We start from the raw sequence: 18213 nt of genomic DNA, 5'->3' as shown, positions 1-18213 counted from the left end.
CCAAACCCCGGGGTTGTCCACCCCTGGACCCGGACCAGCGCAAGCGCTGGACGCAGGGTCGATGAGCTGCGCGATGCGCAGTTCATCGAACAGCCAGGGTCAAGACCGGCGACGACCCTGCCAACCAACACCGCAACGCTGACGTCTCCACCAGCAACGTGCCGCTGCGTGCGACAACGTCCACGGTCTTGCCACCGGCCTGTGGGAAGAACTGCGCATCGCGCAGTTCTTCCCCAAATGGTCCAGGGCTGGCCCTGGTTCGGGTCGAGGGGCGAACAGCCCCCGCGGGGTCCGGGGCAGCGCCCCGGCGCAACCGCCTGCGGGTAGACAAAAAGCCACGAGGGGGCGGTGAGGCCCCCTCGTGGTGGTTCATCGATCGTCAGGAATGCGGACCGCTCACTTCTTTGCGGCGCCGCTCTCCTTGATGACGAGATCGATCAGCTTCTTGAACTTCGGGAACGGCTGGGCGCCGCTGATGAAGTAGCCCTCCGTCTTGCCTGCGGCTGCGATGTGGAAGCCGGGCGTACCGCTGATGCCGGCCTTGTCGGCCACGGCGCTCTCGCTCTCGATGAACTTCTTGTGCGCCTCGGAGTCGAGGGCGGACTTGAACTTCCCGAGATCGAGACCCTGCTCCTCGGCGTACTTCTCGAGCGTCGTGCGGGCGAAAGCGTCCGGCGTGCCGGCGCCCTTGAAGAGCGCGGTGTGCATCTTCCAGAAGCCCTCGTTGCCCTTCTGCTTCTTGGCCTCCTCGGCTGCGAGGGCGGCGGGCATCGCGCTCTTGTGGAACGGCAGCGGCTTGTGGCGCCACACGATCTTCACCTTGTCGCCGTAGGCCTTCTCGACCTGGGCGACCGTGTCCTCTGCGCGCTTGCAGAAGGGGCACTCGAAGTCGCTGAAGATCTGCATCACGACCTTCGCCTTGTCGCTGCCCTTCCAGGCGGAGTCGGCGGGGGCCACGTCGACCGTCTTCTTCTCGGGCGGCGGCGGCGTCTTGCCGTCCTTGATGATCTCGTTGTAGAGGTCCTTCGCGGCGACGCCCTTCGAGAGAAGGTCCTGCGCCTTCTTGATCTCCTCATCGATGACGGCCTTGAACTTCTCGATCGGCTGCGCGCCGACGAGACGACGGCCGTTGATGAAGAAGTGCGGCGTGCCGCTCGCCTGGAGCTCGTCGGCGAGGTCCTGGTCGGCCGTGATCTCGGCGCCGTACTTCTTGTCGAGGATCGCGGTCTTCACCTTGTCGACGTTCAGGCCGAGCTCCTTGGCGTAGCCGAGGAGATCGTCGTCGGTCAGCTTCTGCTGGTTCTTCCAGAGCAGATCGTAGGCGGCCCAGAAGCCTGCCTCGCCCTTCTGGGCGCGGGCTTCACGCGTGAGCTCCGCGGCCGGCTCGGCGCGCGGGTGCATCGGCAGCGGGTTGTCCTTCCAGACGAGGCGGACCTTGTCGCCGTAGGTCTTGACGACCTCGTCGAGCGTCGGGACCACGCGGCTGCAGAAGGGGCACTGGAAATCGGACCACTCGACGATCGTCACGAGCGCCGTCTCGGGGCCCTTCGCGGGCGACGTGCCGACGGGCACCTTCCAGACGGTCTTGTCCTCTTGCTGCGCCTGGTCGCGGTTTGCCGGCGGAGGCGCCTTCGCCTTGTTCTCCTGCGAGAGCTTGGCGTAGACCTTCTCCGGCTTCGTGCCGGCCTTGATCGCGGCGTCGGCGGCCTTGAGCTGCTCGTCGATGACGGACTTGAACTTGTCGATCGGCTGCGCGCCGCTGAGCAGGATGCCGTTGATGAACGCTGCCGGCGTGCCGGAGACGCCCGCGGCCTTGCCGGCGGCGAGGTCGGCGTCCACCTTCGCGGCGAACTCCTGCTTGTCGTAGGCGGCCTTGAACTTGGCCTTGTCCACGCCTGCTTGCACGGCCCACTGCTCGAAGTTCTCGGGCGTGAGGGCGCGCTGGTTCTGGAACGCCACCTCGTGGAACTTCCAGAAGGCCTCGGGGCCCTTGATGCGGAACACGGTCTCGGCCGCGACGGACGCGGGACGCGCGTTCTTGTGGAAGGGCAGCGGGTTCGACTTCCAGATGATGCGGAGCTTCTGCGGGCCGTACGCCTCGCGGAGCTGCGTCAACGTCGTCTCCACCTTGCTGCAGAAGGGGCACTCGAAGTCGCTGAAGAGCACCAGCGTGACGGGCGCGTTCGGGCTGCCCCACGTGGGATCCTTCGACGAGACGGGGACCGACGCGTCGCTGTGATCCCACGTCCCGCCGGCGACGTACTCCTGCGTCGCTTCGGCGCTGGCCGTGTGGCCACCGGCGCCGCGATCGATGCCCCACATCAGCGCCATCCCTGCCATGAAGCAGAGAAGGAAGCCGACGATGGCGGTTCCTTTGTTCATGTTTCTTCTCTTTCTTTCCAGGCACGGTGCTGCCCGCGTGGCGCTCCTTTCGCGCCGCGAGAGCCGACACCTTGATCGCCCCGACAGGGCGAAAATCCACGATCTCGCGCGTCGTCTTTCGATCGACGCTGCCGTGACACGTGCGGACCGACGGCGCCCCCCTGCCTTCAACCAGAAGGGGCGCAAAGCCGATTCGCGAGTTTTTCCTCTTCGCGTTCCGTCACGAAGGCCGTCGGAGCTCGCCACACGCACGCCATCTGCACGCGCGCGCGATCAAAACGGCCCGTCGTTGTCGCGCGATCCCGCGCGACAACGACCACAACTAGACGCGAGGAGGCCGATCGATCTCTCGGCGAACACCCCGAAGCGGGGCGCCCTCCACCGGCGGGTACGCCGGGAGCTCGACGGCGTATGCCGGTCGGAGATCGAAGGACGCCGAAAGCATGGCGTCCGGTACGGTCGCGAAGAACGACGCGAGGGGGCTCTGTTCGCCGTGGGAGGGACCGAGGGCCGGACCAAACGCCGTCCCGTCACACGAGACCCCCGCGTCGATGCGCGCGTCGGTCTCTGGGTGGATCCGCCCTGGCGCGACCGCCGTGGCGCCGCGCTCGTCACACATCGCCGCGATCTGAGGATCGACCTCGTCGTTTGGCGCTGTGGGCGCGGTGCAGTCCACCTCGTCCTCGCTCTCCGGTTGCGCCACACGCGGCGCATACCCCAGCGACGACGAAGCATCTTCTTCGCAAGCCGGCACGATCGCTGCGTGTGCGCGGAGCGGCACGAGCCACGCCACGGCGAATACCGCCGCGACGGCCAGCGCACGAAGAACCGCGAACCGCAACATCCGACCCATTCATAGCCGACCGGAGGGCCTGCGGCAATTGCCTGCGGTCCTCCACCCAAGTCGCGCCCTCCAGATGCCGAATTATTGGCCCACCTTGTCTTACATTCCTAGCGTGTGGGCATGGCGACTGCCCCCCTCGACATGGATCGCGCCGGCGCGGACGGCGCGGCGCAGGCGACGCGTGCTTCGGAGCTCGCTGCTGGGCACGACGACGAGCGCGCCGGCGCGGGGCCCGGCGAGGAGCTCCCGCGGGTCCTCGGCCGATATCTCTTGCTCCGTCGCATCGCGCGCGGCGGCATGGGCGAGGTCTACCTCGCGTCGACCATGGGCATCGAGGGCGCCGAGCGCCCCGTCGTCGTGAAGGTCATTCGCCGCGATCACGCGAGTGATCCGAGCTTCATCGCGCGCTTCCTCGACGAGGCCCGCGTCCAGGCGCAGCTCCAGCACTCCGGCGTCGCGCAGGTCCTCGAGGCCTCGCTCGACGACGAGACCGGCGAGCCGTACGCGGTCGTCGAGCACGTCGAGGGCAAGAGCCTCGGCGACGTGCGTGGACGCGCGCATGCGCTCGGGTATCGCGTCGGATGGGCCGAGGCCGTCGCGGTCGCCACGATGATCGCCGAGGCCCTCGCGCACGTGCACGAGCGCAAGGATCCTTCGGGCCGCGCGCTCGCGATCGTGCACCGCGACCTCTCCCCGCAGAACGTGATGGTCAGCTACGCGGGCGACGTGAAGATCATCGACTTCGGCACCGCGCGCGGCATGAACCGCCGCTGCCGCACCGTGAGCGGCGTCGTCTTCGCCAAACCCGGCTACGTCGCGCCCGAGGTCGCGAACGGCGACACCGGCGACGCGCGCGTCGACGTCTATGCGCTCGGCGTGATGCTCTGGGAGCTCTGCGCGGGCCGTCGCTTCTTGCAGGGCGACGCGGCCGTGCACATGGCGGCCGTCGCGCGGAACGCGCAGAACCTCCCGCCCATCGCCGCGCAGATCGGCGCGCCGCCCGAGCTCGACACGCTCCTCGCGAAGCTCACGGCCTTTGATCGCGAGGTGCGGTACGGCCTCGCGCGTGTCGCCGCGCGCGACCTCGCCAAGCTCCTCGGCGCGGCGCCTCCCTTGCCCGGCGGCGAGCGCGGCGTGCGCGCGCGGACGCAGTACCTCATGCACTCGCTCTTCCCGAGCGAGCCCGCGAAGAGCCGCCGCGAGTTCGCGCGCCTCGTCACCGCCGCGCGATCCACGTTCGAGGCCGCCCTCGAGGAGAAGGCCCGCCCCGCGGCGCCGCAGGCCCTCCCCGCCGAGGAAGAGGGCCTCTTGCCTGGCACGCGCCTCCGCCTCGTGCGTGAGATCGGCGGCGGCGCGACGAGCGTCGTGCACGAGGCCGAGCACGTCGATCTCGGCCGCCGCGTCGCCGTGAAGATCCTCGCCCCCGAGCACGGCGCCTCGCCCGAGTTCGCCGCGCGCTTCCGCCGCGAAGCCCGCGCCATGTCGCGCCTCTCGCACGAAGGCCTCGTCGACCTCCACGACTTCGGCCGCGCCGCCGACGGTCGCCTCTTCTGCGTCATGGAGCTGCTCGAAGGCGAGACACTCGAAGCGCTGATCGCTCGTGATCGCGAGGTCGACTGGCAACGCGCACTCCGCATCGTGATCCGCGCGCTCGGCGCGCTCGAGGTCGCGCACGCCGCGGGCATCGTTCATCGCGACGTCAAACCCGCGAACGTCTTCTTGACCCAGAACGGGACCGTGAAGGTCCTCGACTTCGGCCTCGCGCATACGCCCGACGACATCGGCGAGGCCGTCCTCGGCGCGCCGGGCGGCGACAACGCGGTCGCGGCCGGCTTCACGCTCTTCGGCACGCCCGAGTACATGGCGCCCGAGCAGGCCGCCGGCGGCCGCGTCGACGGCCGCGCCGACCTCTACGCGCTCGGCTGCGTGCTCTACGAGATGCTCACCGGCGCGCTCCCCTTCGCGGGCGCGAGCGCCGCCGTGATCGTCGACGCGAAGATGAAGGGCAGCCCCGAGCGCCTGCGGGATCGCGCGGCAGGCAAGCGCCTGCCCGAGGCCGTCGACGAGCTCGTCATGCGCGCCCTCTCGCGCCACCCCGGCCTGCGTTTCCAGAGCGCCGCGGAGATGCGCGAAGCCGCGATGCTGGCCCTCGGGGCCCCGGTGCGCGCGCGCCGGCGCCGCAGGACCGCGGGGTTTGCCGCCCTCGCCGCCGCGATGGCGTTCGCGACCGTGCTGCTCGCCGGCAAGGCGAGGGACATCGGCGCGATGATCCCCGTCGCCTGGAAGTCCGCGCCCGCGGCCGCGCCTGCCATCGTGGCCGAACCCGCGCCCGCGGCTGCACCTGCGGCTGATCCCGCGCCCGCCGTCGCTGCCGCGCCCGCGGCCGATCCCGCTTCCGCCCCCGCTTCCGCCGCCGCGCCCGCCGCCGCTCCCGACCCTGCGGCCGCACCCGAGCCCGCCGCCGCGCCCGAGCCGCTTCAGCTCGCCGAGGTGCCGATCTCGGCCGACCCGGAGCCGCCGCCGCCCGCGCGGGCCCGTCCTCGCCCGTCGAACCGCGCCTCCAAGAAGGAGGCCGCGGCGAGCAGCCAGATGGTCGCGGCGGTCGCCCAGACGGACAAGCCGAGCGTCACGCCTGCCTCGGGCGACAAGGCCTCTGCCGGGGCGAACAAGGTCGTCCACGCCGACGACGTCGCGCACGCCGAGCCGACCGAGCCTTCCCACGCCGAGCCAGGCTCCAAGGACAAAGACGAGCAAGCTCGTTTGAGGCGCAAAAAGAAGACCCGCATGGCGTCCAAGGCGGGAGAAGGCGGACAGGGCTCGAAGCCGGCGAACAAGACGAAGTAGCCGCCCGGCTCCCCCGGCTCCGCTCATTTTGCTCGATCGAGCGCCGCCACGTTGTATACCGCGCACACTCGATGGCCCAGATTGCTCCGCCCGCCGTGGGCGAAAACGTGGTCACCTCCGGCCCACCGCACCGGGCCATTCTCAAGCTGGCCCTCCCCACGGTCGGCGCGATGCTCACACAGAGCGTCGTCAACGAGATCGACATCGTCTTCTTCGCCCGGCTGCCCTGTCCGGAGTCGTCGAACGCGCAAGCCGCACTCCTGCCCTCGCTGATCGTCCTCTGGCTCTTCGGCGGCTCGTTGTCCTCCATCTCGGTCGGGACGCAGGCCTTCGTCGGCCGCCGTTTCGCCGAAAAGAACCACGAGGACGCAGGCGCCGTCCTGTTCAACGCGGCGCTCTTCGCGCTCGTCGCAGGCGTCCTCTTCTCCGCGATCGGCTACCTCGCGACGCCGCACATCCTCGGCGCGATCATCAAGGTCGAGGGCGCTCGCACGGCCGCAGACGAGTACCTGCGCTGGCGTCTGCTCGGCGTGACCTCGATGGCGACGACGTTCGCCTTCAAGGCCTTCTTCGACGGCATCGGCAAGACGCACATCCACCTCGTTTCAGCCGTCGTGATGAACGCGCTGAACATCGTGCTCTGCTTCCTGCTCATCTTCGGCAACACCACGCTCGGCATCCAGAAGATGGGCATCGCCGGCGCAGGCATCGCAGGGTTCGTCTCCACGTACGTAGGCCTGGCGATCATGGTCGGCTACGCGCTGCTGCCGCAGTTCCGGAAGCTCTACGCCCCGTTCCGCTTTCAGAACCTCGACCGCGGTCTCACCTGGTCGATCCTGAAGCTGTCGATCCCGAGCGGCGTGGCCACCATCGCCGTCATGACGGGCTTCGCGCTCTTCGCGATGATCGCAGGCAAGCTCGACGAGGTGCACCCGATGGGCGTGGTCTCGGCGATGTGCCCCGGCGGCAAAGCCGAGCCAGTCAACGGAGCCGCAACAACGGTGATCGTCGGCGTCCTCAAGCTGACATTCACCGCCTGTCTCGCCTTCGGCACGTCCACGGCGACGCTCGTCGCGCAGTCACTCGGCGAGCGCAACGGCGACAAAGCCGAGACGTTCGGCTGGACGTCGGTGCGTCTCGGTCTCCTGATCTTTGGCGTGGTGGGTCTCTGCGAGGCGGTCTTCGCCCCGCAAATCCTGGCCTTCGTCTCGCACAGCGACGTGGTGCGCGACGTCGCCCTCGGGCCGATGCGGCTCATGGGCATCTGCACGCCGATCATCGCGATCGGAATGATCCTGACGCAAGCCCTCTTCGGCGCAGGCAACACACGATTCGTGATGCTCGTGGAGCTCGTGCTCCACTTCCTCTGTCTCGTCCCCCTCGCCTGGCTGCTCGGCATCACGCTCGACTTCGGCCTGATGGGAATCTGGACCGCCGGCGTGGTCTACGCCCTGCTCCTCGCAGGCGTGATGGTCTTCAAATTCCGAAGCGGTGACTGGAAGAAGATCGCTCTGTAAGAGGGGCGTTTCGCCGGGGTTTCACCCCGGGCCCGACCAGGGGCTATCCGCCCCTGGACCCGGACCAGCCAGGGGCTGGACCCAGGGTCGATGAACTGCGCGATGCGCAGTTCATCGAACAGGCCAGGTCAAGACCAGCCACGACCCTGCCCACCAAGACGGCAGCGCTCAGCTCAGCGGCCGAACGCGGAGCCGGTCCAGCGGTATCGCACCGGGCTGAGGTTGCTCCAGGGGAGGAGCAGTGGCTCGATGCCACTGTTGGCGGTTGTGTCTTGCGTGAAGGGGTAGGTTGCGGCGGTCCACTCGGTGGCTTTGCCGGAGGCGAGCTCGATCTCCACGCCTTTGCCGGCTTTTACGAAGCGGTGGGCGCCGCTCACCTTTTTCTTGCCGATGGCGCGGCCGATTTCGGCGGCGAACACGCGCTTCAGGCCTTCGCCTTCGATCTTGTAGACGAGCAGCACGTCGCGATCGACGGTGCCGCCGCCTGCCTCGGGGGAGGCATTTGCGTGCAGCGTGCCTTGCACGATGATCTCGGCCTTGCCGTCGCCCGTCAGATCCATCGCGCTGATCTCGGTGATGTCCGTGCCCTTCGTGAACTGCGAGAGCGCGAGGAACGAGTAGCCCGTTCCTCCTTTGAAGCCCTTGCCGAAGATCACGAGGTCCCGATCGTGCAGCAGGATCGTCTCGGCTTGTTTGTCGCCTGAAACATCTGCGGACACGTTGAAGCGCGCCTTGCCTGTCACGCTCCGCTCCTTCTTGTAGAGCGCGTAGACCTGCTCCAGCAGCTCGCCGGCGCTTGGACCCTTGGGCGCCTCGGGCTTCACCGTCTCGCCGGACGGCTTGGACGCGGAGACCGGCGCAGGCGTCGCGGCTTGTGTCGTCTCGCCGGCCTTCGTGAAGGCCTTCCCGTTCCACTTGTACGTTTGGGAGGCGATCGTCTCCCAGGGCAGGAGCACGGGATCCATCGTGTTCTCGCGCGGCTCGTTGTAGGTGCCCGCGTGGAACTCCTTCGCCTTGCCGGGCAGGATCGTGATCGCGACCTTCGCGCCGTCGTTGTCGAAGCGGACCTCGTTCTCCACGGCGCCCTTCTCCGTCACGACCGCGATCTCGTGCTGGAAGAGCGTCGTGGGCACGTCCGACTTGCCGAACTGCAAGACCTGCAGGTACTCGCGGTACTTCTTCGGCGTCCCGAGACGCTTGCGCAGGAGGATCTCCGCTTGCCCGTCGCCCGTCAGATCGCGCGCCTCGAACGAGGGCAACATGCCTGCGGAGACGTCGACGCTGAGATCGTTCCAGTAATACTCGGTGCCTTTGCGGAACGTCGGCCCGAGGACCACGAGGTACCGATCCCACACGAGCACGCGCTCCTTCAGCGTGTCGCCCGCGACGTCTGCGATCAGATTGAACTTGGGCGCGCCGCGGACGTTTTTCTCCTTCAGCAGCCCCTCGGCGAGCGCTTGCTCGCTCTCGATCGACACCGGCGGCAGCGACTCGTACTTCGTCGAGGGTGCGGTGCCGACCGACGACTCGATGGCATTGCCTGCGTCGGCGTCGTGCACGTGGATTGCGCCGCGCAGGCCGACGCGGGTCGTCGCGGCGGGGGGGAAGGCGGTCCAGGGGATCGTCGCTTCGAGCGTCCAGCCGCCGCTGCGCGGGGCCTCGATGACCTTTGCGCCCGTGATGGCCTTGCCGTCCTTGGTCTTGGCCGCGCCGGGGGATTTTCCGGGGTCGCCGGGGTAGAGGAGCACCTCGTGGACGACGCCGCCCGGGAAGCCGAGCGTGAGGGCGACGTGGTCGCCGCCGCCGCCGCGCAGGGCGTCGTCGGTGACGTCGACGGCGACGAAGAGGGTGGTGCCGTCGTAGGAGAGGGCGGCCTTGGCTTCGAGGTCCGTCTTCGACGGCTGGCCCTTCGTGGCGTACGAGAGCGCCATCAGGGAGGGCCACTCCTTGGGGACGCCGTCGAGCTTGATGGACTTGGTCTCGACGAGCGAGGCGCGCACGGCCGACCCATCGGCGGCCGCGGGCGAGGTGGCGAAGAGGGCCCCCGCGAGGACGGCGAGGGCGGTGAGGGCGGAGCCAAGGCGAGCGCGGTGGGGCGTCATGAGCAGGGTATGGACGGGGGCAGGGGACCTTTGTTCACCGGGGTGTGAGGCCCCGCGAAGCCGGTTGTTCCCGCGAAGATACCCGGCCGATGTCCCCCCGGGGAGGCGGTCAATCGTGTGCCCAGGGGGTCGGAACGTTCCGACCGGCGCAGGTCATCGTGACGCGAGGGTGTTTGAACGTTTCGAGACGCGCGCGTCCTCGTGACGCGAGGGTGTTTGAACGTTTCGAGACGCGCGCGTCACCGTGACGCGAGGGTGTTCGAAGGCTTGGAGACCCCCACGTCAGCGTGACGCGAGGGTGTTTGAACGTTTCGAGACGCGCGCGTCACCGTGACGCGAGGGTGTTTGAACGTTTGGAGACCCTCGCGTCAGCGTGGACCGAGGGGGTTTGAAGCTTTGGAGACGCACGAGAGAGCGTGCGGGCGTGGTCGGCGCCGGCTCCGAGGCGAAAAGGGCGGATTCCTCACGGCGTCCCGAAGGCCACGAGCTTCTCGGGGTTCATCATCCAGTAGAGGCGTTCGATGCCCTCGGCGGACGCGTCGATGGACGCGAGCGCGAACGGGACGCCGTCCCGGCGGAGGAGGACGGACGGCTGACCGTTCGTCTCCAGCCACGTGAGGGTGGTGCCCGACCAGAAGCGGGCCGCGCCGCCGGCGATGAGCTTCACGACGCGCTCGCGGCCGTGCACCGGGGCGCGGGCGGCCATCCGCGCCTGTCCGTTGCTGTCCGTGTACGACGCGACGTCGGCCACGAAGAGGCGCTCGAGCGCGGAGAGGTCTCCCGTCTGCGCGGCGGTGAGGAAGTTCTCGAGGAGGCGCCGCTGCTGCTCGACGCCCACCGAGGCCCGACGCTCGCCCGCGAGGTGCTTGCGCGCGCGGGTGACGAGCTGGCGAACGTTCGCCTCGCTGAGCTGGAGGATCCCGGCGATCGCCTCGTGCGGGTAATCGAACACCTCGCGGAGCACGTACGCCGCGCGCTCCGTGGGCGAGAGCTTTTCGAGGAGCACGAGGACGGCCAAGGCGAGGCCTTCCTGCGTCTCGGCGCCGAGCTCCGCGCTCGGGCTCGTGTCGATCGGCTCGGGGAGCCAGGGCCCGACGTACACCTCGCGGCGCACACGGGCAGACTGGGCCACGTTGATCGCCAGGCGCGTGGTGGCCGTCACCAAGAATCCCGTCGGCTCCTGCACGGTCGCCCGGTCGGTCGCCTGCCAGCGGACCCAGGTGTCTTGCACGACGTCCTCTGCCTCGGCCCGGCTGCCGAGGATCCGATACGCAATGCCGAGGAGCCGCGGCCGCAACGCGACGAACGGGTCGGCGGCAGGCTGCGGAGGTTCGGGGATCCGGGGCGCTGTCACTTTTTTTGCGTTGACCTGTCACAGGGCGACGGGCTGTCCGGTCCTCCCCGCAACGGAGCATCCGATCGGGATGCAGGAACCAGGAGGGTCGTCATGAAGGTCGTCGTGTTCGGGGGGAGCGGGCTTATCGGGAAGAAGCTTTGCGGGATCCTTCGCGCGAAGGGGCACGAGGTTACACCCGCGTCGCCGTCGACGGGCGTCGACATCCTGAGCGGCGCCGGCGTCGCGGAGGCCCTGCGCGGCGCCGAGGTCGTCGTCGACGTCGTGAACTCGCCCTCGTTCGAGGCCGAAGCCGTGATGAGCTTCTTCCAGCAGGCGGCCAGCGTGTGCCTGCCCGCCGAGGTTGCCGCGGGCGTTCGCCATCACGTCGCGCTCTCCGTCGTGGGCGCCGACCGCCTGCCGACGAGCGGGTACATGCTCGCGAAGGTGGCGCAGGAGGAGGCGATCCGCGCGGCCGGCGTGCCGTACACGATCGTGCGCGCGACCCAGTTCTTCGAGTTCGTGCCCGCGATCGTCGACGCTGGGACGAAGGGCGATGCGGTCATGCTGACGCCGGCTCTGCTCCAGCCGATCGCGGCCGATGATGTGGCGGCCGCACTGGCGGCCGTCGTGGAAGAGGCACCGAAGAATGGGATGGTCGAGATCGCCGGCCCGGAGGCGGTGGGCTGCGACGAGATCGGCCGCCTTTGGCTCGCGGCGAAGAAGGACCCGCGCAAGGTCGTGACGGACGCCGCAGCTGGGTACTTCGGTGCAGAGCTGGACGATCGTTCGCTGACGCCCGGTCCGGGGGCGCGGCTTGGTGGCCTTCGCTTTGATACGTGGCTTGCGCGGGGGTGAGGGGACGGCAGGGCCAAGGCCGCATACTCCTGAAAACCCACCAAGGTCCTCGCCTCGCGCTAGAAGATCCCCATGAGCCGCCCCGTGTTCGCGGATCCCAAGACCGACTTCGTCTTCCAGCGGATCTTCGGCTCCGAGGAGCACAAGTCCGCTCTGATCGGCTTCCTGAACGACGTGCTCGGCCTTGATCATGCCCACCGCATCACGGACGTCTCGTTCTTGCCGGCCGAGCATCGTCCCAAGGTGAGCGAGCTCAAGTACTCGATCGTCGACGTGAAGTGTGTCGATGCGCGCGGGACGACCTACGTCGTCGAGATGCAGGTGCTCAACGTCGAAGCCTTCGAGAAGCGCGTCGTTTACAACGTCGCGAAGGCCTACACGAACCAGCTCGAAGTGGGGGACGACTACCCCGAGCTCGACGACGTCATCGGCATCAGCATCTGCGACTTCGAGCTGTGGCCGCGCCAGGACGGCGCGTCGGTCCCGATGCTCAGCCGGTGGCGTATGCAGGAGCAGACGAGCGGCGTGCGTGGGCTGCCCGAGCTCCAGTTCGTCTTCCTGGAACTGCCCAAGTACGACACGTCGCGCGAGCCCGAGTCGCTCGTCGAGAAGTGGGCGTACTTCTTCCGCGAGGCGCGCAACCTGACGATGATCCCGCCCTCGCTCCAGCACCCGCCGCTCGTCGCGGCGCTGGAGGCCGCGCGTACGGCGAGCTTCACGCGCGAGGAGTGGGACGCGTACATCGCCTCGGGCATGGCGATCCAGAACGAGCGCGGCGCGCTCACGCTGGCGCGCAGAGAGGGGCTTGAAGAGGGGATTCGTCAGGGCATCATGGCCACGTGCGACGTGCTCGGCATCGAAATGGACGACGAGCGCCGAGCCCGGCTCGCCGCGCTCGACGCAGCCGGGCTCGAAGCGTTGCTCGCGCACCTGCGGCGCGAGCGTCGCTTTCCTTGAATCAGCGGGCGGTCTGCTTGCGGATCGCCCGGTCGATGACCTTGGCGATCTCCACGGCCGGCACCACCAGCGCCGACAGGACGAGCAGGATCATCCACTCGTTCGGCGACATCGCGTAGGTCCGGAACACCGGGCGCAGGCTCGGCACCAGGATCGCGACGAGGTGGATCGCCGCGCTCGCGGCGCACGCGAGCAGGAGCGGGAGGCTCACGAGCGGCTTCGAGGAGAAGGCCGAGAGGACCGGGCTCCGGCAGCTCCACGCGTGGAAGAGCGGCGAGAGCGCGAGCAGCGAGAAGGCGAGGGCCCGCGTCTGGAGGAGCCCCTGCTCGTCCTGCGGCGAGAGCACGTAGAGCGCGACCGCGGCGGCGCCCATGATCCCGCCGACGTAGAGGATCCCGAGGTAGTCGCGGCGGTTCAGCAGGCCCTCGCTCGTGTCGCGCGGCGGCTCGCGCATGAGGTGCGGATCCGGCGGATCGATGCCCAGCGCCAGGGCCGGCAGGCCGTTCGTGACGAGGTTGATCCACAGGATCATGAGCGGCGTCAGCGGCGGCCACTTGCCGAAGAACGACACCACGAACACGGCCACGAGCAGGCCCATGTTCGACGAGAGCAAGAAGAAGATGAACTTCTGGATGTTGCGGTAGATCGCGCGGCCTTCGCGTACCGCCTCGACGATCGTGGCGAAGTTGTCGTCCGCGAGCACGAGGTCGGCGGCCTGCCGCGCGACGTCCGTGCCGCCGAGGCCCATCGCCACGCCGATGTGCGACTCGCGCAGCGCCGGCGCGTCGTTCACGCCGTCGCCCGTCATCGCCACGACGTGCCCCTTCGCCTTGAAGGCCCGCACGATGCGGAGCTTCTGCTCGGCCGTGGTCCGCGCGAAGACGCGCAGGTGCTCCACGCGCTTCGTCAGCTCCTCGTCCGTCATCTTCGCGAGCTCGGAGCCCGTGATCGCCTCGTCACCCTCGTCCCAGAGGCCGATCTCCTTGGCAATCGCGGTCGCCGTGAGCTTGTGATCGCCGGTGATCATCACCGCGCGGATGCCGGCGCGCTTGCAGGTCGCGACGGCTTCCTTCACGCCCGCGCGCGGCGGATCCATCATGCCCACGAGGCCGAGGAACGTGAGCTCTCGCTCGACGTCGCCGTCCGCCACGCCGTCCTTGCGCACGCGGCGGCAGATCGCGAGCACGCGGAGCGCCTGCCCGCTCATCTCCTCGGCGACGTGGGTGATCGTGCGTCGATCCTCTTCGGTCAGGCCACGCACGCCGTCGTCGCTCGCGTACTTCACGCAGAGCGGGAGGAGCACGTCGACGCTGCCCTTCACGTGCGCGATCTCGCGGCCGTTCTTGTCGCGCGTGATCACGGTCATGCGCTTGCGGTCGCTGTCGAAGGGCAACTCGTGGACGAACTGGTGCGAGGGGGCGACGGACTCGCGGGCGAGGTTGCCCTTGGCCGCGAGCGCGAGCAGCGCGCCTTCCGTCGGATCCCCGACGATGCGCCACTTCTTCGTCTCCTTGTCCTGCTCGAGGTGCGCGTTGTTGCAGAGCGCGGCCGTGGCGAGCGTGTACGTGAGCGGCGCGGGGAGCTTGTCGAGGTCGAGGTCGATCTCGCCCTCGTGCCGGAAGGCGCCGTGCGGATCGTACCCCTCGCCCGTGACCTGGTAGCGCGTGCCGCCGGCGTAGACGAACCGCACGGTCATCTCGTTCTGCGTGAGCGTGCCGGTCTTGTCCGAGGCGATGACCGTCGCCGCGCCGAGCGTCTCGACCGCCGGCAGCTTGCGCACGATGGCCCCGCGCTTCGCCATGCGCTGCATGCCGAGCGCGAGCGTGATCGTGGTGATCGCCGGCAGACCCTCGGGGATCGCGGCGACCGCGAGGCTCACGGCTTCGAGCAAGAGCTCGTGCCACGGCCTTCCGCCGCGCAAAAAGCCCCAGCCGAGGAGCACCGCCGAGAGCACGAGGCAGGCGCGCAGGATCGTCGTACCGAACGACTCCAGGCGCTCTTCGAGCGGCGTTTTCGTCTCGCCGACGGACCGGATCATCTCGCCGATCTTGCCGAGCTCGGTGCCGCTGCCCGTCGTGGTGATGACGGCGCGCGCCTTGCCGCGCACGACCGTCGTCCCCGTGAAGACCATGTTCACGCGGTCGCCGAGCGGCGCGTCCGCCGCGACCGGCGCGAGCGCGTCCTTCATCGAGGCGGTGCTCTCGCCCGTCAGCGCCGCTTCTTCGGTCGCGAGGTCGATCGTCTGCACGAGCCGCGCGTCGGCCGCAATCGCGTCGCCCGCTTCGAGCTCCAGGAGATCGCCCGGGACCACCTCCTCGGCCGCGATGACCTTCACCTTGCCGCCGCGACGCACGCGCGCGGAGGGCGCGCTGAGCTTCTGCAGCGCGTCGAGCGCGGCCTCGGCGCGGCGCTCCTGGTAGTAGCCGAGGAACGCGTTGAGGATGACGATCAGGAGGATCGCAATCGCGTCGCCGAAGCGATGCAAAATGCCGCCCTCGTGATCCGTGAAGCCAACGACGACCGCGATCGCGGCCGCCGCGAGCAGCGTGAGCACGAGCGGGTTCGCGAACTGCTCGAGCAGCCTCCGGAGCGCGCTCTTCTGCGGCGGATCCGGGAGCCTGTTCTTGCCGTACTTCGCGAGCCGCGCCTCGGCCTCGGCTTCGTCGAGCCCGCCGCTCGAACTCGCGTCGAGTCGACCCAGGAGGGCGTCGATGTCCTCTGCGTAAACGGGCCCGTCCTTCCCTCCGAGGGCTGGCGGCTGCGCCTTGCTTGCAGGCGCGCGCTGCTCGGAGGGGCGGACGGATCCCGTGCCCGTCGTCCCAGCTTCACTCATGGCAGGTACTACTCGACTAGCGCTTCATGCGGGCTTGCTCGCGTTGCTCTTCGGCTTCGAGCTCGGCGAGCGCGGCGGCGAGCTCGTCTTGCTCGGCCTGCGTCGGCGGGGCAGGGGCCGGGCCCGCGACGCGCACCTGCGCGGGGGCAGCCTCCTTCGGCGGCTCGGGCGGCACGACGCCCATCTTGCGCTTCAGCGCCATGAGGTCGTCCTCGGCGCCTTGCGTGGCTTCGAGCTGACCGAAGCGGTGCGCGAGCGTGTCGCCCGAGTACTGCTCCTGGATCTCGCCCGCGGCCTCGGCCTCGGCCTCGATCTGGTCGATCTTGGCCGACATGCGATCGAACGTCTCGAAAGCGGAGGCGTTGTTCAGGCCGGAGAGCGTCTCCTGGATGGCCTTCTGCGCCTCTGCGCGCTTCTTGCGCGCGATGAGCACGTTCTTCTTGCGCTTGGCCTCTTCGATCTTGTTGTTGAGCAGCCGGAGCGCGGTTTTGAGCTGCTCGACGGCTTGCTTCTGCTTCTGCCACTGGTCCTTGTAGGACGCGGCGAGCTGGTCGTGCTCCTTCTTGCGGGCCAGCGCTTCCTTCGCGAGGTTGTCGTCGCCGGCCTTGATCGCGAGCATCGCGCGCCGCTCCCACTCGGCGGCGTTCGCGGCCTCCTGCTCGGCCTGCTTGGCGAGACGCTTCTCGTCGGCGATCGAGACGGCCACCTGCTTCTTCGCCTCGATGAGCTGGTTGGACATGTCGATGACGACCTGGTTCAGCATCTTCTCGGGGTCCTCCGAGCGGCTGATGAGGTCGTTCAGGTTCGACTTGATGAGCGTGGCGAGTCGCGCGAAAATTCCCATCTCGATTGGCCTCTCGTCCGAGAACTGGTCTCCCGAGCTACGGCTACGTGACCTAGGTGGTGGCGAGATCGTGGAGCGTCGGCACGTGTCGCGCCAACGCGAGATCGAGGTCGCTCAGCGTGGCCTCGAGCTCGTTGAGGTCGAGGTTGTCGAGGGGCAACGCGGCCGACAGCACGACGGTGTGATCGTCGATGCCGTAGGCGGCGTGCATCAGGTCCGTCGCGTTGTACTCGAGCAACCGGCGAAACAGCTTGTTCTGGTGCTCGGGATCCTTCGGCAGCGGGCCGATCGCCACGCGCACGGCGAGGATCGGCGGCGCCACGCGGATCGCGATCGGCGGCATCTCCGCGCCTGCGGAGACGAGGTAAGTGCCGCCGTCGATCTCGAAGTGGCGGCTCAGTTGCAGGAGGAAGCTCTCTACGTCCTCGGCGGTTCGCGGCATGGCCGGCCGGAGCGTACTGGCAGTGCAAGGCAGGGTCGAGGGGATCCGAACACTTTTCCGCGCCCGCGCGGGCATCGTTCCCCGAGGCACACACGCCGCGTTTCTTCCTTCCACTGCCCGGGCCATCGCTGGTACGGTCGTTGATACCTGGTCCGTGGCGATCCACCCTGGCGACATCCTCGCGGGCTACCGAGTGACCCGCCTCCTCGGCCGCGGCGGTATGGGGGAGGTGTGGGCTGCCCGGAGCGATACGACCGGGCGTGACGTGGCCATCAAGGTGCTGCTCGCCCGCGCCGCCGTGAAGCCCGATCTCGTGCAGCGCTTCCAGCGCGAAGCCAAGATCGCCTCGGCCATCCAGAGCCCCTACGTTTGCAGCCTGCTCGACGTGGGCCTGACCCCCGACGGGGCGCACTTGCTGGTCTTCGAGAAGCTCGACGGCGAGAGCCTGGCCGACCGGCTGAAGCGCGAGCAATACCTGCCGTTCGCCGAGGTCTTCCCGATCATCGAGGACGTGCTCTGCGGGCTCTGCGCCGCCCACGCGGCGGACGTGATCCATCGGGATCTGAAGCCCGGAAACATCTTCATCGAGCGCACGGCGTCCCCCGAGCGGCCCGAGCGCGCGAAGATCCTGGACTTCGGGATCTCGAAGCTCAAGCGCGGCGACGGCGAGCAACACGAGCCGACGCTGACGGCCTTCGACGCGACGCTCGGCTCGTTCGCGTACATGGCGCCCGAGCAGGTGCGCGGCGCCGCGCGGGCGGACGAGCGGGCCGACATCTATGCGGTCGGCGCGGTCGCGTTTCGCTCGCTCTCGGGGCGGCTGCCCTTCGAGGGGACGACGGCGGCGCTGCTCGTGGCGATGAAGCTCGAACGGCAAGCGCCGAGCCTGGCCGAGGCGACGGGCGACCGCTGGCCCGCGGGGATCGAGCGGTTCCTCGAGCGCGCGCTCGAGCGCAAGCGCGAGAACCGGTTCGCCACGGCGCGCGAGGCGCTCGACGGCTGGCGCACGCTCGCGCCGGGCGGGCGCGTGATCCAGCCGCCGCCGCCGGTGCGGGCGCCGGCGCCCTCGACGCTGAACGTCGCGCCGCCCGATCCACCGACGGTCGCGGACGAGGCAGACGCGGGGGTGAGCCAGGACGATCAGCCCACGTGGATCGACCATCCGCCCACGGAGACGGTGGATACGCCGTTGATCGGGCAAGCGCTCGACGTCTCCATGGAGCCGGGGCGAGGACGCAGGACCGGCAGGTGACGAAT

At 69.0% G+C, this 18213-nt stretch carries 12 protein-coding genes; 5 read left to right on the top strand and 7 right to left on the bottom strand.

The annotated features are described in order from the left end of the window. Window positions 1-396: 396 nt before the first annotated feature. Both POL67_RS36435 and POL67_RS36430 read right to left on the bottom strand, forming a co-directional pair. Window positions 397-2382: a DsbA family protein gene (locus tag POL67_RS36435; protein ID WP_271925241.1), complete on the bottom strand. Its 1986-nt coding sequence runs from the start codon at window positions 2380-2382 to the stop codon at window positions 397-399. Between the two features lie 322 nt (window positions 2383-2704). After that, entirely contained in the window at window positions 2705-3226 is a 522-nt protein-coding gene (locus tag POL67_RS36430; RefSeq protein WP_271925240.1) for a hypothetical protein, read from the bottom strand. A gap of 120 nt (window positions 3227-3346) precedes the next feature. On the opposite strand from POL67_RS36430, the gene POL67_RS36425 reads away from it, so the two are divergent. Continuing rightward, the gene (locus tag POL67_RS36425) at window positions 3347-6070 is read left to right on the top strand and encodes a serine/threonine-protein kinase (protein ID WP_271925239.1); all 2724 of its coding nucleotides are present in this window, start codon (window positions 3347-3349) and stop codon (window positions 6068-6070) included. Between the two features lie 71 nt (window positions 6071-6141). Next, window positions 6142-7587 carry an MATE family efflux transporter gene (locus tag POL67_RS36420; RefSeq protein ID WP_271925237.1) on the top strand — a complete coding sequence of 482 codons (1446 nt, stop codon included), beginning with the start codon at window positions 6142-6144 and terminating at the stop codon, window positions 7585-7587. Between the two features lie 173 nt (window positions 7588-7760). On the opposite strand, the gene POL67_RS36415 is transcribed toward POL67_RS36420, so the two are convergent. Both POL67_RS36415 and sigJ read right to left on the bottom strand, forming a co-directional pair. Then, a complete protein-coding gene (locus tag POL67_RS36415; RefSeq protein WP_271925236.1) occupies window positions 7761-9689 on the bottom strand; it encodes a DOMON domain-containing protein in 1929 nt (642 codons plus the stop codon). 463 nt (window positions 9690-10152) lie between these two features. Next, a complete protein-coding gene (sigJ, locus tag POL67_RS36410) occupies window positions 10153-11043 on the bottom strand; it encodes an RNA polymerase sigma factor SigJ (protein ID WP_271925235.1) in 891 nt (296 codons plus the stop codon). Window positions 11044-11136: 93 nt separating this feature from the next. Between sigJ and POL67_RS36405 the strand changes: the two genes are divergently transcribed. Continuing rightward, window positions 11137-11880, top strand: a complete 744-nt coding sequence (locus POL67_RS36405) for an SDR family oxidoreductase (protein ID WP_271925234.1) — start codon at window positions 11137-11139, stop codon at window positions 11878-11880. Between the two features lie 72 nt (window positions 11881-11952). Further along, window positions 11953-12837 (top strand): Rpn family recombination-promoting nuclease/putative transposase, encoded by an 885-nt coding sequence (locus tag POL67_RS36400; RefSeq protein WP_271925233.1) that lies wholly within the window; start codon window positions 11953-11955, stop codon window positions 12835-12837. Window position 12838: 1 nt separating this feature from the next. On the opposite strand, the gene POL67_RS36395 is transcribed toward POL67_RS36400, so the two are convergent. From POL67_RS36395 to POL67_RS36385, 3 genes are read right to left on the bottom strand one after another with little or no spacing between them, the layout of a single operon-like run. Next, the gene (locus POL67_RS36395) at window positions 12839-15670 is read right to left on the bottom strand and encodes a cation-translocating P-type ATPase (RefSeq protein ID WP_271925232.1); all 2832 of its coding nucleotides are present in this window, start codon (window positions 15668-15670) and stop codon (window positions 12839-12841) included. Window positions 15671-15686: 16 nt separating this feature from the next. Beyond that, a complete protein-coding gene (locus POL67_RS36390; protein ID WP_271925231.1) occupies window positions 15687-16514 on the bottom strand; it encodes a PspA/IM30 family protein in 828 nt (275 codons plus the stop codon). A gap of 52 nt (window positions 16515-16566) precedes the next feature. After that, window positions 16567-16956: a CesT family type III secretion system chaperone gene (locus POL67_RS36385; RefSeq protein ID WP_136928400.1), complete on the bottom strand. Its 390-nt coding sequence runs from the start codon at window positions 16954-16956 to the stop codon at window positions 16567-16569. 154 nt (window positions 16957-17110) lie between these two features. Here POL67_RS36385 and POL67_RS36380 point away from each other — a divergent pair, with 154 nt between their 5' ends. Continuing rightward, on the top strand, window positions 17111-18208 hold the full coding sequence (locus tag POL67_RS36380; RefSeq protein ID WP_271925230.1) for a serine/threonine-protein kinase: 1098 nt from the start codon (window positions 17111-17113) through the stop codon (window positions 18206-18208). The last annotated feature ends 5 nt before the right edge of the window (window positions 18209-18213 follow it).

The organism is Polyangium mundeleinium (assembly GCF_028369105.1).
In the GTDB taxonomy this organism is placed as follows: Bacteria; Myxococcota_A; Polyangia; order Polyangiales; family Polyangiaceae; genus Polyangium; species Polyangium mundeleinium.
The sequence above is the reverse complement of the archived record's forward strand: the minus strand, read 5'-3'. Positions and strand labels throughout refer to the sequence as shown.